A 21,517-nucleotide genomic window follows, 5' to 3' on the forward strand; every position below is an offset into this window, starting at 1 on the left:
ATCGACAACTTGCAGCACCGCCTGCGGAACCTGTTTTACTTTAATCAAACAGCCTCCGCGATTCCCGGTGTGATTCAGTTCAGCAACGGAAGAGGTATCGCTCATCTTGGTTTCCATGGAGAAAAGGTTGCCAGGTAACTCTACACAGAAGCGCTACAAGCTCACATTTTATCCGATGCGGGAGCTTATCTGGACGAGCGCCCATCACATTCGTAGTTTATCTGACGGATCGATTTATGAAATGGAACTAAATTCGCCACATGGGAGTTTTGCATCCTGGTGGCGAATTTAGTTCCAAAAGCGTGGCGAATTTAGTTCAGAGCGCTCTTGAGTCCTAATTTGGGCCCATTCGGGATATATCTTATCACTTTAATACGCATAATGCGTATTATGTAAAGTAAGATAAATAAGAAGAAAAGGACAGAATCCTGCTTGTAGAAGCGGTCATCCCGACAGTCTGTACGCCTTTGTCGTATGATTCTTCAGTCTGTTGTGTTTTATCTCACCTCTTCATATCATGCTCTCTGGTACTCGAATCGTAGCGTTCGATCGTCCGGACATGGCTAATGGCACACTCAATGTTGCCGAGGCTTGGGCGCGGGTCAACCCGCCGCTGTCGTCCGAAGAACGCGAATTTCAGAAAAACCGCATTCGCCATTTGCTTAAAGCACGTAACGCGGCATTGGTTGCCCATTATTATGTCGACGCCGATATCCAGGATATCGCCGAAGAAACCGGCGGCTGTGTGTCGGATTCCCTTGAAATGGCCCGTTTTGGGCGCGATCATCCGGCCCAGACGCTGGTTGTTTCCGGTGTGCGTTTCATGGGAGAAACGGCCAAGATTCTCAGTCCCGAAAAACGCATCCTGATGCCCGATCTCGATGCCACCTGCTCTCTTGATCTTGGCTGTGATCCGTTGGCGTTTGCGCAGTTTCGAGCACAATATCCCGATCGCGTCGTTGTGGTGTATGCCAACACCAGTGCCGCTGTAAAGGCGCAAGCCGACTGGATGGTGACGTCTTCCATCGGGCTGGATATCGTTGCCGATCTCCATCGTCAGGGCAAGAAGATCCTTTGGGCACCCGATCGTCACCTGGGCTCTTATATTCAGCGAGAGACGGGCGCCGATATGGTGTTGTGGCAGGGGTCCTGCACCGTGCACGATGAGTTCAAAGGGGTCGAGCTCGACCTCATGCGCAAGGATTATCCAGATGCGCAGATCCTGGTACACCCGGAATCCCCGGCCTCTGTGGTGGCCCAGGCAGACGTGGTGGGCTCTACCTCCCGGTTGCTCAAGGCGGTTACTGAATCCCCGGTTACCACGTTTATCGTGGCTACCGACCAAGGCCTGTTGCACAAAATGCGGCTGGCGGCACCGGATAAAACCTTTATTGCAGCGCCCACAGCTGGGGAATCTGCCACCTGTAAAAGCTGTGCCCACTGTCCCTGGATGGCCATGAATTCCCTTAAAGGTGTGGCCGATGCACTTGAGTTTGACCACAATGAGGTCAAACTGGATCCTGCCTTGGGGCGCAAGGCCAAAGTGTGTATTGATCGCATGCTGGATTTTGCTGCGGCCAAACGCCGTAATGTGCGGCCGGGCGCTGATCTTGCACAGGAGCAGGCCCTGTTCTCAAATGTTGGGCCGGCATGAGTTCACAAGATCGCATGATGTCGACACTGCATAACCCCCATGCCCCCTTCCCGCCCGCTCTGCAGGCGGCTTTCGATGCCCACATCGATCAGGCTCTGGCCGAGGACGTCGGCACAGGAGATATCACCGGTCTGCTGATCCCTGAGGATCTGGTTAAGACCGCGCGGGTGATTGTGCGTGAAGCGGCCGTATTGTGTGGTGCTCCCTGGTTTGAAGAAGTCATGCGCCGGGTCGATTCGCGTATCGTGCTGGATTGGTGCTATGCAGAAGGCGATTGGATGGAGCCGGGGGCTGTGGTGTGCCGCTTGCATGGTCCTGCCCGTGGCTTGCTCACAGCCGAGCGCACAGCCCTTAATTTCTTGCAGCTGTTTTCGGGCGTAGCGACTGCTACCCGTCGATATGCAGAGCTTGTCACTGGCACGCGAGCCGCTGTGCTGGACACCCGCAAAACCTTGCCAGGGCTGCGCCTGGGGCAAAAATATGCAGTACGAGTGGGCGGTGGAAAGAACCAGCGCCTGGCCTTGTATGACGGCGTTCTCATCAAAGAAAACCACATTGCGGCTGCCGGCGGGATTGCCCACGTCCTTCAGGCGGCGGACAATTTGCCGGGCAGTGTGCCTGTGCAAATCGAGGTCGAGTCTCTGGACGAGTTTCAGCAGGCGCTGGCGGCAGGGGCGAAATCAGTGCTTCTGGATAATTTCCCGCTTGAGGATCTGCGCGAAGCCGTGCGGCTGAATCAAGACCGAGCCGTGCTGGAGGCCTCTGGAGGCATTACTCACGGCACCGTGCGTGCGATTGCTCAAACGGGTGTCGATCGTATCTCGGTGGGCAGCCTCACCAAAGACATCAAGGCGGTCGATTACTCTTTGCGAATCATGTAATTGCGTTATTGGTGATATTTACCATGCCCGGCCCTAAGCCCAAATGCGCCGGGCATAGGTGCTTTTGGCTAGCGAAACCCTTCTTCAGGGGTCATCACCGTGGGCAGGGCTTTGGGCAGTGTCCAGGGAAAATCCTGACAATAATGCAGACCGCGACTTTCTTTGCGTGACAAGGCCGCCGCCACCACCAGTGCGGCCACCTGGATCAGGTTGCGACACTCAAGCAGATCGCTGGTGACCCGGTATTCTTGATAGTAGGCTTCGATTTCCTGCTCAAGCAGGTGGATCCGTTGCTGGGCGCGATTCAGGCGCTTTTGAGTCCGCACGATGCCAACGTAGTTGGACATCAGGCGCCGGACTTCGTCCCAGGCATGAGTTACCAGTACGGCTTCGACACCATCGCGTGCCCGGCTGTCATCCCAATCAGGCACTTTGGCTTCTGTGGGTGCCTCACGGGGCTGGGCGTCGATAGCGTGGGCTGCATTGCGGCCAATCACCAGACACTCCAGCAAAGAGTTGCTGGCCAGCCGGTTGGCACCGTGCAAGCCTGTATAGGCAGTTTCACCCACCGCGTACAGGCCAGGGATATCAGTGCGGCCGTTTAGGTCAATCACCACGCCACCGCAGGTAAAGTGCATCGCCGGCACCACCGGAATCGGCATGCTTGTCATGTCAATGCCAAATTCAAGGCAGCGTGCGTGGATGGTGGGAAAGTGCTCGCGAATGAATTCGGGAGGGCGATGGCTGATGTCCAGATCAACGTGCGTGAGTCCTCGCTTTTTGATTTCAAAATCAATGGCGCGGGCCACGACGTCCCGTGGTGCCAGCTCCAGGCGCTCGTCGTGCCATTGCATGAAGCGCTCGCCCGCCTGGGCACCGGCCGAGGCTGGCAGGCGCAGTACACCGCCCTCGCCTCGCACGGCTTCGGAAATCAAAAAAGACTTTGCTTGTGGGTGGTACATGCACGTGGGGTGAAACTGCATGAACTCCATATTGGCCACACGGCACCCTGCTCGCCAGGCCATGGCGATACCGTCGCCCGTAGAGGTGTCCGGGTTGCTGGTGTGCAGATAGACTTTGCCGGCGCCACCGGTGGCCAGCACCACTTGGCCCGCCAGTATGGTGCGCACCTGGTCGGCCTGCTCGTCGTAAACATAGGCGCCCAGGCATCGGGCCGGCGTGTGTGGCGAGGGTGTCGCAGCACCAGTGGCATCAAGAATGCGGCTGGTGATGAGTTCGACCCCCGAGTGATGCTCGAGCAAGGTGATATTGTGGTGCGCCCGTACCTGCTGTTCTAACGTCAGCTGTACCAGATGGCCGGTTTCGTCTGCAGCGTGGATGATTCTTCGCTGGCTGTGACCACCCTCGCGTGTAAGGTGAAAGCCCAGCTCGGCACTTTGGTCTGGGGTAAAAGGTACGCCCAGCTGAATCAGCCAGTTGATGGCTGAGGGGCCTTGCTGCACGATGTGGCGGGTGGCTTCGGCGTCGCACAGGCCGGCCCCGGCAATTTGCGTGTCTTCTACGTGACGTTCGTGGCTGTCCTGGGAATCCAGAACCGCTGCGATTCCTCCTTGGGCCCAATTGCTGGAGCCATCCAGCAGCGCTTTCTTGGAGACTAGTGCCACTTTTTTGTCTGCTGCCAGGTGCAAGGCAACAGTAAGGCCTGAGAGCCCGCTGCCGATAATCAGTACGTCGTAATAATGTTCGCCCATATCCCTGCTTGGTGAAATGGCTGGTGCTGCGCAGCGATGCGTGCCAGCCCGTCAGCCTGTCGGGATGGCAAAGAAAGCAAAAAACCCTGCCTCAGCCTTGGGCTGCCTGCAGGGTTCTCAGTACAGAATGCTTACTGGGGGGCACCGGCCACCAGCCATTCGACCACTGTTTTGATATCGGCGTCGGAGATCCCTGCGTTGGGAGGCATCGGGATAGGACCGTAATTGCCGGTGCTGCCTTCTTTGATGTGCTTGGTGAGCACAGCGGCTGCATCTGCCTGACCTTTGTGCTTGGCCGCAACTTCTGTGTAGGCCGGGCCGACCACTTTTTTGTCTACGGCATGACAGGCCAGGCAGGCGTTTTTAGTGAGAATGTCTTTGACTTGTGCAAAATCGGGGGCAGCGTGGGCAGCAGTACCCAGAGCCAGCAAAGGAACACATAGGGCCAGTGCAGACAGTTTCATGAGTGAGTCTCCAGTTGTCAACGAAGTTGGATGGTGATCAGCCCAACATTACACCATGAAGCATTGTGGGCCAGGCAAATACTGGTGCGTATTGTAGGCCTTCCCTGCGCAGGACAGGCGTCCTATGATGATAGTTGAACCAACCGGAGGTGTTCATCATGGTACAGGGCGAAAACGCCATCGAATGGGATGTTGAGCGCTGGCTTAATGTCGATGCCCCGTTGTCGCTGGCTGATCTGCGCGGTACGGTTGTGGTGGTGCACGCGTTTCAGATGCTGTGCCCAGGATGCGTTTCGCATGGTATTCCCCAGGCACGCGCCATTCATCAGATGTTTCCGGTGGGGCGCCTGCAGGTGATAGGATTGCACACGGTTTTTGAGCATCACGAGGCCATGCAGGAAGTGGCCTTGCGGGCGTTCCTGCACGAATACCGGATTCATTTTCCTGTGGGTATCGACCGCCCAGATCCTCGTGGCAATCCTATTCCTTGCACCATGCAAGCCTGGCGCATGCAAGGTACCCCTACCCTGATTATTCTGGATGCTCAGGGCCGGGTTCGGCTGCATCACTTTGGCCAGCTGGATGACCTACGGGTGGGCGCGGTGATTGGGCAACTGCTGTCCGAAGCGGATTCGATGGCCCCATAAAGCCGGCCAGCAAGTCAATGGGCACCGGAAACACCAGTGTCGATGATTTGTCTCCGGCGATCTGAGTGAGGGTTTCAAGATATCGCAGCTGCATGGCAGAGGGCTCTTGCGCCAACATATTGGCAGCGTCTGCCAGCGCCTGCGCGGCCTGGCGCTCGCCTTCGGCATGGATAACCTTAGCGCGACGATCGCGTTCGGCCTCGGCTTGCCTGGCCATCGCACGCACCATGGTCTCGTTGAGATCGATGTGCTTGATTTCAACGTTGGTGACCTTGATCCCCCAACCGTCTGTTTGCGCGTCCAGGATGGTCTGGACGTCCGTATTCAGCTTTTCGCGTTCAGAGAGCATTTCATCGAGTTCGTGCTTGCCCAGCACGGCCCGTAGCGTGGTTTGCGCCAGCTGGCTGGTGGCTTCCAGAAAATGCTCTACCTGGATAATGGCTTTTCCGGGGTCGACCACCCGGAAATACACCACCGCATTGACCTGTACCGAGACGTTATCCCGGGAGATCACGTCCTGGGGTGGAATATCCATGGTGATCACCCGCATATCCACCCTGACCAATTGCTGCAGGAACGGAATCACGATGATCAGGCCAGGCCCCTTTGAGCCTGTAAAGCGCCCCAGCGTAAAGATCACCGCTCGTTCGTATTCGCGCAGAATGTGGAACAGCTTGAAGAGCACCAGTAATAAAAAGAGTAGTACCAGCAGGCTCACTCCCGAGCCCAGGTCGAGAAACATCATGAGGATTCTCCAGAAATTTTGTCACCGGAAGGCAAGGGCTCGACAGTCAGCACCAGCCCGCGCACACGCTTGACCCGGATGGTTTGGCCGGGGCTGATGGCCGTGTCTGATCGGGCCTGCCAGATTTCACCGCGCACCAGAACACGACTGGTTCCGCGCGCGTCGGGTTGATCGGTGACCTCGCCCAGCATCCCGAGCAGTTCTTCGTTGCCACCCAACGCCCGGCTGCGATGGGCCTGGATGCCGATGACGGCCGCCAGTACGATCACCAGTCCAAGCAGAATCAGTGCCCACACGGATTGAGTGCCAAAATAAAGCAGCAGCATCTGCAGATCTCCGTCAGTGCGCGTGCTGATCGCGGCGGTTCATGAGCTCGGCAAGCACGACAGCCTGATTGTGTTCGGTATCCTTGGCACCATAGAGCAAGGTGATCTTGCCGCTTTGGGTGGCTGCCAGAATCTCGTCGATTTGTTTGGTCGCCTGTTCGGTCGCCAGCTCGGCCAGGTAATCTTCATGAAATTTCTCCCAGCGTTCGGGTTTGTGATCGAACCACTTGCGTAAATCAGTGCTGGGAGCGAGATCCTTGCACCATTGGTCGTGGTGCAAGGTTTGTTTGGAGATGCCCCGAGGCCAGAGTCGATCGACCAAGACACGATAGCCGTCGCTATTTGCGGGGGCGTCGTAGGCACGTTTGATCTGGACTCGGTTTGTCATGGCTTAGCCTTTACTGGGATGCGTCATATCCAGAGGGATGATCCATTCATCGTACTGCGCATCTGTCAGGAAACCCAGCGCCAAAGCGGCCTGCCGCAGGGTACTGTGTTCTTTATGGGCCTTTTTGGCGATGGCGGCGGCTTTGTCGTAGCCGATGTGGCGATTTAGGGCCGTCACCAACATCAGGTTTTTTTCCAGGTTTTGCTGAATACGCTCGGCGTTGGGTTCGATCCCCAGGGCGCAGTGCTCGTCGAATGACAGGCAGGCATCCGCCAGCAGACCGATGCTTTCGAGCACGTTGTGAACCATGACAGGCTTATAGACATTCAGCTGAAAGTTGCCTTGTGAACCTGCAAAGGCTACGGCTGCGTCGTTGCCAAACACCTGAACGCAAACCATCGTCATGGCTTCGCATTGTGTGGGGTTTACCTTGCCCGGCATGATGGACGAGCCTGGCTCGTTTTCGGGAATGGTGAGCTCTCCAATCCCGCAGCGTGGGCCACTGGCCAGCCAGCGTACATCATTGGCGATTTTCATCAGTGCACCGGCCAGCGTGCGCAGGGCAGCCGACATATTGACCAGTGCATCATGAGCCGATAAAGCAAAAAATTTGTTTTCTGCGCTGCGAAACGGTAAACCGGTGATGTCTGCGATGCGGGCGGCCGCCAGTTCGCCAAAACGCGGATGGGCGTTTAGGCCGGTACCAACCGCTGTACCCCCGATGGCCAGATCGTAGACACCAGGCAATGCGGCTTGCACTGCGTCCAGGGCAAAATCAATTTGTGCCACCCAGGCACTGATTTCCTGGCCCAGGGTAATGGGGGTGGCATCCTGCAAGTGGGTGCGGCCCGTTTTGACGATTTTCTCGAAGGCCTGGGCTTTGGCATCCAGAGTGGCGCGCAACTTGCCTACCGATGGAAACAAATGCCGTGCCAGCTCGGTTGCCACGGCGATGTGCATGGCTGTCGGAAACGTATCGTTGGAGGATTGTCCGCGATTGACGTGATCATTGGGGTGCACGGGTGATTTGGATCCCATGGCCCCCCCTGCCAGCTCGATCGCCCGGTTGGAGATGACTTCATTGGCGTTCATGTTGGATTGAGTGCCCGAACCTGTCTGGAACACCACCAGCGGAAACTCGGCATTGAGTTTCCCGTCGATGACTTCGGTGGCGGCCTGTTCAACCAGCTTGCCGATATCGGCCGGAAGCTCGCCGAGCTCGGTGTTGGCCTGCGCGGCGGCTTTTTTCAGAACGCCCAAGGCGTGAATCACCGGAGGCTGCCAACGAAAACGAGCCACACCGATCGGAAAGTTTTGAATTGACCGCTGGGTCTGGGCTCCCCAGTAATGGGCGCTGGGTACCTCGATGGGCCCCATGGAATCGGTTTCAGTACGGCTATCAGCCATGATATCAAGCTCCTGTATCGTTTCGATTGAAGTGAAGGTAAACGGAATGCGCGGGCCCTAGCTTATGCTGGTGCCGCGAAACAACCTGGCCCACGCCAGAGTCAGGTCGATCATCCGGTTGGCAAATCCCCACTCGTTGTCAAACCAGATCAGCAGATTGACGAACCGCCCATTGTTAACACGGGTCTGTCCGAGATCCACGATCGCAGAGTGAGGATTGTGATTGAAGTCGATGGACGCGTGAGGTTGTTGAGTCCAGGCCAGCAGCCTGGGATGTGCCAACACTGCGTCCTGTATCAGCGCGTTGAGATTTTCCACCGTTGTGGCGCGTGCCAAGTTGGCAGTGAGGTCGATTGCTGAGACGTTAAGAATAGGCATCCTGACGGCCTTGGCCTGGATGCGTCCGGCAAGTTGCGGCAAAAGGCGTTCTACACCTTGAGCCAGGCCGGTGGTTACCGGCACAATGGATTGCATGGCCGATCGGGTACGCCTTAAATCAGAATGGTGATAGCCGTCGATCATGGGCTGGTCGTTCATCACCGAATGCAAGGTGGTCAGAAATGCGCTTTCCACTCCCAGACGGCGGTCCAGCAGATCAAGGATAGGGACAACACTGTTGGTGGTGCAGGAGGCTGCAGATACCACGCGGTGCGAGGCCTGCAGCTCGAGATCATTGGTGCCATGCACAATCGTGCAATCGACGTCTCCCGCGCTGTGACCCGGGTTGGACACCAGCAAGCGGGGGCATCCCGCGTCGAGAAAGGCATTGAGCGCGTCCCGGCTGCCATAGGCACCCGAACATTCAAGTACCAGGTCCAGGCCCAGCGAGGACCAAGGGACGTCTGCCGGCGTGTTGGCATGAAAAACGGCAATGTCCTGGCCGGCAACTCGCAATCCGGATGAAGTGACGCTGACTTCGCCTGGGAAAATGCCATGGGTGGAATCAAACTGCGTCAGATAAGCCATCGACTGCAGATCAGCGGGCTCGTTGATGGCCACCACCTGCACAGCGCCGTAATGTCCGGATTCGATCAGGGCGCGTAAAACGCAACGGCCAATACGGCCATAGCCATTGATGGCGATTTTCAAGGGCTTAGACATGGGGATTAATTTGGGGCCTGCTTGATGCACATGGTGTTGCCACGGTTTTCTTAGCCACTGAATCCAGCTACCACATTGCGGGGCGAACCATTGCAAAAGGCCTCGATGTTGTTGCAAACCTGTTTGGCCATCCCGTGGATGGCTTCCTGGCTGGCCCAGGCCACGTGCGGAGTCAGGATGAAATTTGGAAATCGCAGCAGTTTTAATAAAGGGTGATCGGGTGCCGGGGGTTCCTGCGTGGCAACATCAAACCCTGCACCGCTGATCTGTCCGGTTTCGAGCGCACGTCCCAGGGCGACCTCGTCCACCAATCCGCCTCGGGCTGTGTTGATGAGCAGGGGCTTGCGCTCCATCAGCGAGAACTCGTCTGCCGAGATCATGTTGCGTGTTTGCGCATTGAGCGGACAATGCAGGCTGATGACATCACTGGTGCGCAAAACATGGCTGAATGATGTGTAGTCTTCAGCGGGGGCATCGGTATCCCGGCGGGCCGCAAATTGCACTCTCATATCAAAGGCGCGGGCGATTTCGGCCACGGCTTCTCCGAGGGCTCCTCGGCCAATGATGCCCAGTGTTGCACCGGCAAGATCCTGGATCGGGTAATCAAAATAGCAAAACTGGTTGCTTTCCTGCCAGCGTCCCTGCCCCACCGATTGATGGTATGCCAACAGATTGCGCCTGAGGGCCAGCATCAGTGCAAAGACGTGCTCGGGCACGGAGTGCACGGCGTACTCGCGCACGTTGGAGACAATGATGCTCCGGTGATTGCAGGCATCGAGGTCGATGTTGTCGGTGCCGGTGGCCGTAAGGGCAATCATTTTAAGTTGCGGGGCCTGCTGCAGTATGCTGGCATTGAGCACCACTTTGTTGGTGACAACGATATCTGCATTACGAATACGCTCGACGACTTCGTCGGGGGATGTCTTTGTATAAGAAACCCATTCGTGGGGCACAGCTGGTGCAGGGATATCAATGGATGCCGGGACAGTGCCTCTATCCAGAAATACGATGTGCAGTGGGTCCATGGACGGGCCTTTCTTCTCAGTCAAAGCGTCAATGAGTCTCTAGTCTACTCTAAGCCAAGCCCGTCAGGGTTTGGTGCCGTTGTGGCGGGAAGTCGACCCTGAGCGTGTATGGCCACGGCCAGCCCTGTCTCTTTTGCGGTGGTATAACAGCAGATGGATTTCACACTGATGGAAGAAACTTCATGAAGCTTTATTACTTTCCTGGGGCTTGCCCGCTGGCTACCCATATTGCACTCGAGTGGATTGGCAAACCCTACGAAACCGAACGCCTGACCCGTGAGCAAACCAAAGAGCCTGCGTACCTCAAGCTCAATCCGGCTGGCGCAGTGCCCACTCTGGTGGATGGCGACTTCGTACTGACCCAAAGTGCGGCGATTCTCGATTACTTGGCCGAACTGAATCCTGAGGCCAATTTGCTGGGTAATACCCCGCGTGCACGTGCTGAAGCACGACGTTGGCTCAGCTTTTGCAATTCGGACATGCACCGCACGTTTGCCCTGGTCTTTGGGGCACCGTACTTTAGCGGTGGCGACGAAGCCATTGGCAAGGTGCTTGCCAGCAAGGCCATCGAAAAGCTCAAGGGTATGTTTGCCCTCGCCAATCAGCGCCTGAAGGGCCGCGAATGGCTGGGTGAGCAGCGCTCTGTGGCGGATCCCTATCTGTTTGTCTTGCTGATGTGGGCTGATGCGAAGCAACTTGCTTTACCCGACATGGAAAATCTTCGCAAGTTTCAACAACGCATGCAGGCAGATCCCGGCGTGCAAGCAGCTCTGAAGGCACAAGGCCTTATCTAAGGCAGCCTGCAATAATCATTGGTGGTAAGGCTGCTGTAAAAACAAGGCCAGTGCCGGTTTGCTGTGATCTCCTTACATCGCGCCGGCACTGGCCTTGTTCTATTGACTTACTGGCCGATTATGCGCCCAGATAGGCCTTGCGTACTTCGTCATTGCTGAGCAGATTTGCGCCGGTATCAGCCAGCACCACTTTACCGGTTTCCAGTACGTAACCGCGGTCGGCCACCTGCAGTGCCTTATTGGCATTTTGCTCAACCAAAAACACCGTGACACCCTCTTCCCGGATGGTGCGGATGATGTCGAAGATCTGCGCAATGATCAGCGGAGCCAAGCCCAGTGTGGGTTCGTCAAGCAACAAGAGCTTGGGACGTGTCATCAGCGCCCTGCCGATAGCCAGCATTTGCTGCTCGCCTCCGGACATCGTGCCTGCCCGTTGGTTGGCCCGTTCTTTAAGGCGTGGAAACAGATCGAAGACGTGCTCCATGCTTTCTTCGGTTTGGGACTTATTGAGAAAAAATGCCCCCATGTTCAGGTTCTCGGCCACGGTGAGGTCGGGAAATACCCGACGACCCTCTGGTGAAATGGCGATTCCCCGTTGCATCACTGTATGAGTGGGCTGTTCGGTGATGTCCTCGCCCTCGAAGGTGATGCGCCCAGAGCGTGCACGGGGGTTACCGCAGACCGTCATGAGCAAGGTGGTTTTACCGGCGCCATTGGCACCAATCAGGGTAACGATTTCACCCTGGTTGACTTCAACAGAGACTTCGTTGAGTGCCTGAATGGCGCCGTAAAACGTACTGACGTTTTCAAGTTTGAGCACGGTTATTCTCCCAAATAAGCTTTGATGACACGGGGATCCGTGCGGACTTCCTCGGGCAGGCCGGTAATGATGGGTTTGCCGTGCTCCATGACCAGAATGCGGTCTGAGACGCCCATGATCAGGCTCATGTCATGCTCGATGAGCAACACAGCGACGCCGTATTCGCGGCGCAGCTGGTCGATCAGGAGGGAGAGATCGTGTTTTTCTTGAGGATTCAGGCCGGCTGCGGGCTCGTCGAGCATCAGCAATCGCGGTTGTGTGATCATGCAGCGGGCAATCTCGAGGCGGCGCTGGTGGCCGTAGGCCAGGTTGCCTGCTTCGCGGTTGGCATACTCGCGAATATTCATGAAATCCAACCACTGAACCGCCCGCTGCTTGGCCTCAGACTCTGAGTGACGAAAGGATGGCAACTTGAACAAACCTTGCAGTAAACCGGTTTGCATCAGCGTGTGCTGGGCCACCAAAAGATTTTCGAGGACCGTCAGATTTTTAAATAGACGCACATTCTGGAATGTGCGCACCAGGCCGTGACGCGCCACCTTATGGCTGGGCAGGCCGGTGATGGGCTTGCTGTCCATGGTGATGCGTCCGGTGGTGGGTTTGTAGAAACCGCCCACGCAATTAAAAACCGTGGTTTTGCCGGCGCCGTTGGGGCCGATGATGGCAAAAACTTCGTTCTTGCGAACGTCAAAATCAATTTGGTCGACAGCCAGCAGGCCACCAAACCGCATGGTCAGCCCGCTGACCTGCAATAAAGATTCACTCATGATTCTAGTTCCACTTGCGGGCGTTTTACTGGCAACAGACCTTGGGGGCGCCACACCATCATTGCGACCATCACCAGGCCAAAAATCAGCATCCGGTATTCGGCGAACTCGCGTGCAATTTCGGGTACCACAGTAAGCAGTATGGCGGCCAGGATCACGCCAAGCTGAGACCCCATGCCACCCAACACCACGATGGCCAGAATCAGTGCGGACTCAATGAAGGTGAAGGACTCGGGATTGACCAGGCCCTGGCGTGCTGCGAAGAACGCGCCACCAAAGCCTGCGAACATGGCACCCATGGTGAAGGCCGACAACTTGATATTGCGGGGATTGAGACCCAGCGAGCGGCAAGCGATCTCATCTTCGCGCAAGGCTTCCCAGGCTCTGCCAATGGGCATGCGGATCAGGCGACTGGTGAAATACAAGGTAAACAGCACCAGCAGCAAGGCCATCAGGTACAGATACACCACGACGTGCTCGCTATTAAATGTCCAGCCCATCATCTCGTGAAAAGTGGGCGTGCCGTCCATCGAGCGGCGCGTCATTTGGTAGCCAAAAAATGACGGCTTGGGAATACCTGAGATGCCGTCCGGGCCGCCAGTGAGATTATAGAAATTGATAAGCAGCAGGCGGATGATTTCGCCAAAGCCCAGAGTGACGATTGCAAGGTAATCACCTCGGAGACGCAATACCGGAAACCCCAGCACAAACCCAAACAGCGCTGACACCAGCCCGGCAAAGGGCAGTGCTTCCCAGAAGCCCCACCCTGCCCAGTGATAAAGCAGTGCATAGGTATAGGCGCCGGTGGCGTAAAAGCCGACAAAGCCCAGATCGAGCAAACCAGCAAACCCGACCACGATATTGAGCCCCAGGCCCAACATGACGTAAATCAGGACCAGTGTGGCGATGTCCACTTGGGCCCGGCCAGAGAAAAATGGCCAGACAATGGCAAACAGCACCAGCACAATAATGGCTTTGTGGCGCATGCCGTCGGTGATGGCGGGTATCTGGAATTTGAACTTGCCGGTTTTTTTGCGACGTGACAGCAGTGGTCGCACCATCTGGAATATAAAGACCGCCAGCATGCCGCCGATGATCATTTTCCAGTCTGGTTGCAGATAGGTTTCCTGACCTTTGCGTAGAATCTGCAGGCCATACACAGGCGCGATGATAACGCCCGCCATCAGTGCGGCAATGAAAGAATTCTTGAGGTTGTGCATCATCAGACCTTTTCCACCTCGGGTTTACCCAACAGCCCCGTGGGACGGAACATCAGGATGAAGACGAGCAGCAGGAAGGCAACAATATCCTTGTACTGCGATGAAATAAATGCGGCTGCGAAGGTTTCGGCCAGGCCCAGCAGCACACCGCCCAGCATTGCGCCGGGGATGCTGCCGATGCCTCCCAGGACGGCGGCGGTAAATGCCTTGATTCCGGCGATGAAGCCAATAAACGGATTGAGCTTGCCGATGGCAAGTGCAATCAGCACGCCACCGACGGCAGCCATCATGGCGCCAATCATGAAGGTGAACGAGATGATCCGGCTGGTGTCGATGCCCAGCAGATTGGCCATGTGAAGATCTTGCGAGCAGGCCCGGGAGGCTTGTCCGGTGCGCGAGTACTTAATGAAAAGTGTCAGGCCCAGCATCATCAGGATCGTTACAACGATAATGAGGATTCTGGAGTATGGCGCGGTGACGGAGAAATCACTGGCACCGATGGTGAAATTAACTGAGCCGTTGATCAGCGCCGGGACGGCCATGTCGCGGGCGCCCTGCCCGGTGGCTACCCAGTTTTGCAGAAAAATGGACATACCGATGGCGGAAATCAGGGGGACCAGCCGGGGGCTGTTGCGCAGCGGTGCATAGGCTACTTTTTCGACGGCGAAGCCATAGACGGCCGTGACCAGAATTGCCATGATCAACATGATGAGGATCATGATGGGTAGTGGCAGGCCGCTATTGATGCCGATTGCAGAAAGCGTAACCAAGCCAACATAGGCACCGATCATGTAGATTTCGCCATGGGCGAAATTGATCATGCCAATAATGCCGTAGACCATGGTGTAGCCGATCGCGATCAGCGCATAAATGGCACCAAGCGACAGGCCGTTAAACAGCTGTTGCGTCAGTAGAGGGAGCAAGTCGGACATAATGGCGGGGATATACAAGGTGATGGCAAAGCCCGAAGGCCTTGCCGAAAACAGCCCTGGTCGTGACCAAGGCCTGCCGAGCCTTTAAGGCTGGATCTGGGTCATGTTGCCGTTGACGTCCCAACGAAACACAGCAAACTCGAAATGTTTGAGGTCACCCTTCGCATCGTAGTCTACTTTGCCGATACCAGTATCAAAGCTGTTTTTGTGCATGTAGGCAGCAACTTTGTCGGGGTCGGTGCCCACGGCATTGATGCTGTCAGCCAGTACTTGAACAGCCGCATAGGCTGTCATGGTAAACGCACCATCCGGGCTGCGTTTGTATTGCTTGAAGTTCTCGAGAATTTTCTCATTGCCGGGACGCTTCGTGAAATCGGCTGGCAATGTGACCAGAAGCTTGTCGACTGCCGGGCCAGCAATGGCAGTGAGATCTTTGTTGGCAACGCCTTCAGGACCCATAAATTGGGTATCCAGCCCTTGTTCGCGTGCCTGGCGCAGCAATAAGCCGAGCTCGGGATGGTAACCACCAAAGTAAATCAGATCGGGGCCCAGCGCCTTGAGCTTGGAGATGACTGCAGAGTAATCACTGTCGCCCACGTTGATCCCTTCGAACATGGCGATATTGACGCCGGCTTTCTCTAGGGATTTTTGTACCTGGGTAGCGACACCAGAGCCATAGGTTTGCTTGTCGTGCAAAATGGCCACTTTTTGTGGTTTGATTTGCTTGGCAATGTAATCGGCTGCAAACGGGCCTTGTTGGTCGTCGCGGCCGATGGTGCGAAAGAAGTAATGCGGCTTGATGGTGTCGGTAACCAGGGGCGATGTTGCACCCGGGGTGATCGCGACAATGCCTTCTTGTTCGTAGACATTGACGGCAGGCACGGTAGTGCCCGAGCAGGCGTGTGCCACCGCAAATTTGGCACCCGAGTTGACCACACGGTTGGCTGCAGGAACGGCCTGTTTGGGTTCGCAGCCATCGTCAATCAGCAGGGCTTCGATTTGCATGCCTTTGATGCCGCCGGCAGCATTAAGCGCATCGATGGCTGTGAGTGCGCCAGCCTGGATCTGGTCTCCGTACTGAGTGTTGGGGCCTGTCATGGGCTGGGGGATGCCGATCTTGAGTGTGTCGGCGTGTGCCCCGGCCGCCAGCGACATTGCGCCAAAAGCCAAAATAACGGGGGTGATACGCAAAGTGAACGTCATTCGGGATGTCTCCGGTAGAGGCGCCGCTGGTATGAAAGAACCCGATCGGGTGCTTGACCCAGGGGCGTGAAGCGTTGGTTTTCTGCTTCCGCCCTGAGCGGCAGGCGTATTCTGACGACTTGCTCCGGAGGTGTCACTACGGTTAATCCCTGATAAAGGCTGTTACTTTGAAAATTCTTGGGCGAGCTCTTTTGCACGGTGGGCGGCAGCAGCCACAGCCTCGCGCATGATGTCTGGAAGTTGGCGCTCTTGAAACACTTGCAGGGCGGCTGCTGTTGTGCCGCCTTTGGAGGTAACCCGTTGACGCAGCACATCAGGGGTGTCGGGTGAGAGCGTTGCCAGTTGGGTGGCGCCATGAAATGTGGCCAAAGCAAGCTGGCGGGCATGCTGGGGCGACAAGCCCTGCTCGACGCCTGCAGCAATCAGGGCTTCGAGAAACAAAAATACGTAAGCTGGCCCACTGCCAGAGACTGCGGTTACCGCATCAATGGCTGCGTCGTCTTCTACCCAAAGCACGTCGCCAACCGAGCGCAGCAGGGTCTCGGCCAATTGGCGATCGGGATCGGTCACCCCCGGCAAGGCGGCCATGCCGGTCATGCCGCAGGCAATCAGGGCCGGCGTATTGGGCATGCAACGGACAACCTGTTGATAGGGGGTAGCGTCAGTGCCCAGCCACCGGGCAATTGCTTCGGCGGGGATGCCCGCTGCAATACTGATCACCAGAGTGTCGGGGCGTAGCCAGGGCCGGCAAAGCGGTACTACCTGTGACATGATCTGCGGCTTGACGGCAAAGAACCATACTTTGCACTCGGACAGGCGTGCAGAGGGTTCGGCAGCCGTGGTGGTGCCTTGGGTTTCCCATTGCTGCCGGGTATCGGCGCTGGGGTCGATGACGTGAACATCCTGTGCCAGGCAGCTTCGGCCCATCAGGCCGCTGGCCAGGGCGCTGGCCATGTTGCCACCCCCCACCAGTGCCAGTGAAAGATTATTTTTTTCCATAGCGCTGTATTGTACGAGCCCATTTGCTTGCGGGAAACAGGGATTGTCAAATCTGACCAGAACTGTTCACAATAGGTACCTATAATGCCCCGCATCCGCCACGGCATAATTGGTGGACACCCTCAAGGAGATTTCAATGGCATTTCGTATTTCTCGTTTGACGATGCTTGCGGCCCTGCTGGCTAGCGCCGGAGCAGCCAATGCAGCAACCGACATCACGTTCTGGCATTCCATGGAAGGTCCCCTCGGAGAGCGCGTTGACGCTATCGCCAAGGATTTCAACGCCAGTCAGTCGGATTATGTTGTGCATGCGGTGTACAAGGGCGCTTATGGCGAATCCATGAATGCCGGTATTGCCGCTTTCCGTGCAGGTAATGCGCCCGATATTCTTCAGGTATTCGAAGTTGGCACGGCCACGATGATGTATGCCAAGGGGGCTGTACAACCTGTGCAGGCCTTGTCTGAAAAAGTGGGTGATCCCATCGATCCATCCGGTTTTCTGGGTGCAGTAGCCGGTTATTATTCGTCGCCCGAAGGCAAGCTGGTGTCGATGCCGTTCAACAGCTCCACCCCGGTGCTGTATTACAACAAGGATGCTTTCAAAAAGGCGGGTCTTGATCCCGACAAACCACCCAAGACCTGGCCTGAGCTTGCCGATGCAGCTAAAAAGCTGCGTGCCGCAGGCATGGAATGCGGGTATTCCACCGCATGGCCCTCCTGGGTTTTGCTTGAAAACTTCGCTGCCTGGCACAACGTTCCGTATGCCTCGCTGGATAATGGTTTTGGTGGCTTAGGCGCACGGTTGCAACTGGACAGCCCTTTGTTTAAAAAGCATCTCACCTTTTTGTCCAATATGGCCAAGGCCGGTGAGTTCACCTACGGGGGCCGGGGTGATGCCGGCAACGCCCTGTTTACGTCGGGCAAGTGCGGCATGTATACCGGTTCAAGCGGCATGCGGGCGTCCATTCTTAAAAATGGTCAGTTTGCTTTCGGTACATCTACCCTGCCCTATTATCCCGACGTCAAAGGCGCGCCACAAAACTCCATTATTGGCGGCGCATCATTATGGGTGTTCTCCGGCAAGTCTGATGCCACCTACAAAGGGGTAGTCAAATTCTTCAAGTTTCTATCCAGCCCTGCCCAAGCTGCAGCCTGGCACCAGAACACTGGTTATGTACCAGTCACCAAAGCAGGCTACGAAGAAACCAAAAAGTCCGGTTTCTATGAGAAAAACCCTGGTACGGAAGTGGCCGTGCGACAGCTCAATGCCGATACCACTGCCAATTCTCGGGGCATCCGGCTGGGATACCTGCCCCAGATCCGCGATATTGAAGACAGCACAATGGAGCAAATCTTCGCTGGTAAAGTCAGCCCCGAGGATGGGCTGAAGAAGATGACCACCGAAGGCGATGCTCTGTTGGAACGTTTCGAGAAGAGCGTCAAGTAATTCATGGAAAAACGCGTCGTCTTCCGTCACAAGACCCTGCCCTGGTTGTTGTTGGCTCCGCAGTTGGCCATCACTCTGGTTTTTTTCTTTTGGCCGGCCGGGCAAGCCATGTGGCAGTCGTTTCGTCTGGAAGACCCGTTCGGCCTGTCCTCACAGTTTGTGGGGCTGGCCAATTTCATGGCTTTGTTCTCCAGCGCCGATTACCTGGCTTCGTTCCGTACGACAGCCTGGTTTTCGACCTGGGTAGCCATCGGAGGTCTGTCCATTTCGCTGCTGCTGGCGGTAATGGCAGATCGCGTGGTTCGCGGGGCAACAGTTTATAAAACCTTGCTCATTTGGCCCTACGCAGTGGCCGCTGCAGTCGCAGGGGTGTTATGGCTGTTTTTGTTTTCCCCCTCGGTGGGCATTTTGGCCGTTGCCATGGTTCAGATGGGGCTGCACTGGAACCCCCGCCTCGACGGCGAAGATGCAATGGCGCTGATTGTCTTTGCATCCATCTGGAAGCAAGTGTCGTATAACTTTTTGTTTTTTTTGGCGGGCTTGCAGTCTATCCCCCGCTCATTGATCGAGGCGGCTGCCATTGACGGTGCGGGGCCTGTGCGGCGGTTTTTTTCAATCGTATTTCCCCTGTTGTCCCCCACCAGTTTCTTTCTCCTGGTGATCAACTTTATTTATGCCTTTTTTGACACATTTGCGGTCATCGATATTGTCACGCAAGGCGGCCCCGGGCGCGCCACGGACATCCTGGTTTACAAGGTATATAACGCCGGGTTCAAAGGCCTGGATCTCGGCTCTTCAGCAGCACAATCGGTCATTCTGATGCTGATTGTCATCGCCCTCACTGCTATCCAGTTTCGTTATGTCGATCGCAAGGTCAACTACTGATGGAGGCGCGTCAATATGGTTGAACGCAGGCCCCTGCTCGACCTCATCTCTCATGCTGTCCTGATTCTGGGCGTGGTGGTGATTGCATTTCCGCTTTATGTCGCGTTTGTGGCTTCGACACAAACTGCACAAGAAGTCGCCCAGGCGCCCATGTCGCTTATCCCCGGCGGGCACTTCCTGGAAAATTACTGGACCGTCCTGACAGGTAATGCGGTAAACACGCCGCCCGTCGGCCGCATGCTGTGGATCAGTACATTCATGGCACTGGCCATTGCCATTGGCAAAATCTTTATCTCGATGCTTTCTGCGTTTGCGGTGGTTTATTTTCGGTTTCCGCTACGCATGCTGTGCTTCTGGATGATTTTTGTGACGTTGATGCTGCCCGTCGAGGTACGGATTGCGCCTACCTATGCGGTCGTGGCCAATCTTGGCATGCTCAACAGTTACGCAGGCCTCACCTTGCCGCTGATTGCTTCTGCTACCGCTACTTTTTTATTCCGGCAGTTTTTCCTGACGGTGCCCGACGAGCTTGTTGAAGCGGCCCGTATCGATGGGGCCGGCCCGATGCGGTTCTTCAAGGATATTTTGTTTCCTTTGTCGCGTACCAGCATTGCAGCCCTGTTCGTGATCCAGTTTATTTACGGCTGGAACCAATATCTATGGCCACTTATTATCACCACCCAAGAAAACATGTATCCGGTGGTGGTCGGCATTCGCAGGATGATTGCAGGCGGTGATAGTGTCACCGAGTGGAATCTCGTTATGGCAACTGCTTTGCTGGCAATGGTGCCGCCTGCTGCAGTGGTGATTTTCATGCAGAAATGGTTCGTCAAGGGCCTGGTCGATACCGAAAAATAGGATACACAACCACATGGCAACCCTGAGCTTTCGCAATGTGCGCAAGACTTACCCTGGCGGCGTAGCCGTCATTCATGGCATCGACATGGATGTTCGTGATGGCGAGTTCGTCGTCATTGTGGGCCCTTCTGGCTGTGGCAAATCCACATTGATGCGGATGGTGGCAGGCCTCGAATCCATTACGGATGGCGAGATCATGATTGGTGATCGTGTGGTCAATACGCTTGAACCTGCCGAGCGCGATATTGCCATGGTGTTTCAAAATTACGCGCTCTACCCTCACATGAGCGTATTTGACAATATGGCATATGGGCTCAAGATCCGCCGGATGAGTAAAGAAGACATTCGCCGCCGCGTGGATGATGCCGCCCGTATTCTAGAACTCGATCAATTGCTGGACCGGCGCCCCCGCCAGTTATCTGGTGGCCAGCGGCAGCGCGTGGCCATGGGGCGTGCCATCGTCCGAGAACCCTCGGTTTTTCTGTTTGACGAGCCATTGTCCAATCTTGACGCCAAATTGCGCGTGCAGATGCGGCTGGAAATCCAGAAACTGCATCAACGGCTGGGCACTACCAGCCTTTACGTGACACACGATCAGGTTGAGGCCATGACGCTCGCCCATCGCATGGTGGTGATGAACCAAGGGATCCCAGAGCAGATTGGCACGCCATCCGAGGTCTTTGAGCGCCCGGCCACTGTCTTTGTGGCCAGCTTTATTGGTGCCCCACCGATGAATCTGCTTCAAGTGGATATCGACGATCAGAGGCGTGTGCAAGGCCCGGATGGTGTTGCCTTGCCGGTCAAGGCGCCGGCGGGACTGGCCGCAGGCGTACGCAAAGCGATACTGGGTTTGCGCCCCGAGCACCTGCGCATCAATCAACCGGGGCTTCCCGTGGTTATTGAAATGGTCGAGGTATTGGGCTCCGAGCAACTGGTGCACACGCGCTGGGGCACGCAAAGTGTGGTGCTGCGTTGTACGGTGGCAGAAACGCAGGGACAAAAGCTTTCTGTTGGCGACAAGATCAACCTGGGCCCTGACGGCCAGCATCCTGCGCATTGGTTTCATGCTGACACCGGTAAGCGGATTGAAAGCCCGGCAGATGGTGCCTGATCAGCCATGCGGTTATTGGATCACCGAAACACTTGAATAAACAAGGCCCTCGAAATGAACTGCACCCCAAAAGTTGGACACCGATCCAACCTTTGGGGTGTTTTTCATGACGAAGTACGATGAGCAATTCA

General features: G+C 56.1%; 22 protein-coding genes. 8 read left to right on the forward strand and 14 right to left on the reverse strand.

Annotated elements, in window-relative coordinates:
• The first annotated feature begins 517 nt into the window (after positions 1 to 517).
• Both nadA and nadC read left to right on the forward strand, forming a co-directional pair.
• Positions 518 to 1,654 carry a quinolinate synthase NadA gene (gene nadA, locus ABS758_RS14535; RefSeq protein ID WP_350384028.1) on the forward strand — a complete coding sequence of 379 codons (1,137 nt, stop codon included), beginning with the start codon at positions 518 to 520 and terminating at the stop codon, positions 1,652 to 1,654.
• The gene (gene nadC, locus ABS758_RS14540) at positions 1,651 to 2,535 is read left to right on the forward strand and encodes a carboxylating nicotinate-nucleotide diphosphorylase (protein ID WP_424299972.1); all 885 of its coding nucleotides are present in this window, start codon (positions 1,651 to 1,653) and stop codon (positions 2,533 to 2,535) included. Before nadA ends, nadC begins: the two co-directional genes overlap by 4 nt.
• Positions 2,536 to 2,603: 68 nt before the next feature.
• Here the strand turns inward: nadC and nadB are convergent, their stop codons facing one another.
• Positions 2,604 to 4,247: an L-aspartate oxidase gene (gene nadB / locus ABS758_RS14545; protein ID WP_350384030.1), complete on the reverse strand. Its 1,644-nt coding sequence runs from the start codon at positions 4,245 to 4,247 to the stop codon at positions 2,604 to 2,606.
• Between the two features lie 131 nt (positions 4,248 to 4,378).
• On the reverse strand, positions 4,379 to 4,705 hold the full coding sequence (locus ABS758_RS14550) for a c-type cytochrome (RefSeq protein WP_424657618.1): 327 nt from the start codon (positions 4,703 to 4,705) through the stop codon (positions 4,379 to 4,381).
• A gap of 164 nt (positions 4,706 to 4,869) precedes the next feature.
• Here ABS758_RS14550 and ABS758_RS14555 point away from each other — a divergent pair, with 164 nt between their 5' ends.
• The gene (locus ABS758_RS14555; protein ID WP_350384034.1) at positions 4,870 to 5,358 is read left to right on the forward strand and encodes a redoxin domain-containing protein; all 489 of its coding nucleotides are present in this window, start codon (positions 4,870 to 4,872) and stop codon (positions 5,356 to 5,358) included.
• On the opposite strand, the gene ABS758_RS14560 is transcribed toward ABS758_RS14555, so the two are convergent.
• From ABS758_RS14560 to ABS758_RS14585, 6 genes are read right to left on the reverse strand one after another with little or no spacing between them, the layout of a single operon-like run.
• The gene (locus ABS758_RS14560) at positions 5,243 to 6,103 is read right to left on the reverse strand and encodes a slipin family protein (protein WP_492304522.1); all 861 of its coding nucleotides are present in this window, start codon (positions 6,101 to 6,103) and stop codon (positions 5,243 to 5,245) included. The two genes, ABS758_RS14555 and ABS758_RS14560, sit on opposite strands and share 116 nt — an antisense overlap.
• Complete coding sequence (locus ABS758_RS14565; protein WP_350384036.1) at positions 6,100 to 6,429, reverse strand: NfeD family protein; 330 nt, start codon at positions 6,427 to 6,429, stop codon at positions 6,100 to 6,102. Before ABS758_RS14565 ends, ABS758_RS14560 begins: the two co-directional genes overlap by 4 nt.
• 13 nt (positions 6,430 to 6,442) lie before the next feature.
• The gene (locus tag ABS758_RS14570; RefSeq protein ID WP_350384038.1) at positions 6,443 to 6,817 is read right to left on the reverse strand and encodes a DUF488 domain-containing protein; all 375 of its coding nucleotides are present in this window, start codon (positions 6,815 to 6,817) and stop codon (positions 6,443 to 6,445) included.
• 3 nt (positions 6,818 to 6,820) lie between these two features.
• Positions 6,821 to 8,224 (reverse strand): class II fumarate hydratase, encoded by a 1,404-nt coding sequence (gene fumC / locus ABS758_RS14575; RefSeq protein ID WP_350384039.1) that lies wholly within the window; start codon positions 8,222 to 8,224, stop codon positions 6,821 to 6,823.
• Between the two features lie 57 nt (positions 8,225 to 8,281).
• Positions 8,282 to 9,325, reverse strand: a complete 1,044-nt coding sequence (locus ABS758_RS14580) for a type I glyceraldehyde-3-phosphate dehydrogenase (protein WP_350384041.1) — start codon at positions 9,323 to 9,325, stop codon at positions 8,282 to 8,284.
• Between the two features lie 50 nt (positions 9,326 to 9,375).
• Positions 9,376 to 10,350 (reverse strand): D-2-hydroxyacid dehydrogenase, encoded by a 975-nt coding sequence (locus ABS758_RS14585; RefSeq protein WP_350384043.1) that lies wholly within the window; start codon positions 10,348 to 10,350, stop codon positions 9,376 to 9,378.
• A gap of 182 nt (positions 10,351 to 10,532) precedes the next feature.
• On the opposite strand from ABS758_RS14585, the gene ABS758_RS14590 reads away from it, so the two are divergent.
• The gene (locus ABS758_RS14590) at positions 10,533 to 11,144 is read left to right on the forward strand and encodes a glutathione S-transferase family protein (protein WP_350384045.1); all 612 of its coding nucleotides are present in this window, start codon (positions 10,533 to 10,535) and stop codon (positions 11,142 to 11,144) included.
• A gap of 118 nt (positions 11,145 to 11,262) precedes the next feature.
• On the opposite strand, the gene ABS758_RS14595 is transcribed toward ABS758_RS14590, so the two are convergent.
• The 6 genes from ABS758_RS14595 to proC form a co-directional block, all read right to left on the reverse strand.
• Complete coding sequence (locus ABS758_RS14595) at positions 11,263 to 11,964, reverse strand: ABC transporter ATP-binding protein (protein ID WP_350384047.1); 702 nt, start codon at positions 11,962 to 11,964, stop codon at positions 11,263 to 11,265.
• A 2-nt stretch (positions 11,965 to 11,966) separates the two neighbouring features.
• Positions 11,967 to 12,731 (reverse strand): high-affinity branched-chain amino acid ABC transporter ATP-binding protein LivG, encoded by a 765-nt coding sequence (gene livG / locus ABS758_RS14600; RefSeq protein ID WP_350384049.1) that lies wholly within the window; start codon positions 12,729 to 12,731, stop codon positions 11,967 to 11,969.
• Positions 12,728 to 13,957 (reverse strand): high-affinity branched-chain amino acid ABC transporter permease LivM, encoded by a 1,230-nt coding sequence (livM, locus tag ABS758_RS14605; protein ID WP_492304523.1) that lies wholly within the window; start codon positions 13,955 to 13,957, stop codon positions 12,728 to 12,730. The genes livG and livM overlap by 4 nt, the downstream gene beginning before the upstream one ends.
• Positions 13,954 to 14,883, reverse strand: coding sequence for a high-affinity branched-chain amino acid ABC transporter permease LivH (gene livH, locus ABS758_RS14610; RefSeq protein ID WP_350384052.1), 930 nt, complete (start codon positions 14,881 to 14,883; stop codon positions 13,954 to 13,956). The genes livM and livH overlap by 4 nt, the downstream gene beginning before the upstream one ends.
• Positions 14,884 to 14,967: 84 nt before the next feature.
• Positions 14,968 to 16,086, reverse strand: coding sequence for a high-affinity branched-chain amino acid ABC transporter substrate-binding protein (locus ABS758_RS14615; RefSeq protein ID WP_350384054.1), 1,119 nt, complete (start codon positions 16,084 to 16,086; stop codon positions 14,968 to 14,970).
• A gap of 162 nt (positions 16,087 to 16,248) precedes the next feature.
• Positions 16,249 to 17,085, reverse strand: coding sequence for a pyrroline-5-carboxylate reductase (gene proC / locus ABS758_RS14620; protein WP_350384056.1), 837 nt, complete (start codon positions 17,083 to 17,085; stop codon positions 16,249 to 16,251).
• A gap of 136 nt (positions 17,086 to 17,221) precedes the next feature.
• On the opposite strand from proC, the gene ugpB reads away from it, so the two are divergent.
• The 4 genes from ugpB to ABS758_RS14640 are packed head-to-tail and all read left to right on the forward strand — an operon-like array spanning position 17,222 to position 21,386.
• A complete protein-coding gene (ugpB, locus tag ABS758_RS14625) occupies positions 17,222 to 18,532 on the forward strand; it encodes a sn-glycerol-3-phosphate ABC transporter substrate-binding protein UgpB (RefSeq protein WP_350384058.1) in 1,311 nt (436 codons plus the stop codon).
• A gap of 3 nt (positions 18,533 to 18,535) precedes the next feature.
• Positions 18,536 to 19,417 (forward strand): sn-glycerol-3-phosphate ABC transporter permease UgpA, encoded by an 882-nt coding sequence (ugpA, locus tag ABS758_RS14630; RefSeq protein WP_350384060.1) that lies wholly within the window; start codon positions 18,536 to 18,538, stop codon positions 19,415 to 19,417.
• A gap of 15 nt (positions 19,418 to 19,432) precedes the next feature.
• Entirely contained in the window at positions 19,433 to 20,275 is an 843-nt protein-coding gene (gene ugpE, locus ABS758_RS14635; RefSeq protein WP_350384062.1) for a sn-glycerol-3-phosphate ABC transporter permease UgpE, read from the forward strand.
• A 13-nt stretch (positions 20,276 to 20,288) separates the two neighbouring features.
• Positions 20,289 to 21,386, forward strand: coding sequence for a sn-glycerol-3-phosphate import ATP-binding protein UgpC (locus tag ABS758_RS14640; RefSeq protein WP_350384063.1), 1,098 nt, complete (start codon positions 20,289 to 20,291; stop codon positions 21,384 to 21,386).
• The last annotated feature ends 131 nt before the right edge of the window (positions 21,387 to 21,517 follow it).

It is taken from the genome of Castellaniella sp. FW104-7C03 (assembly GCF_040276085.1).
GTDB lineage: Bacteria > Pseudomonadota > Gammaproteobacteria > Burkholderiales > Burkholderiaceae_B > Castellaniella.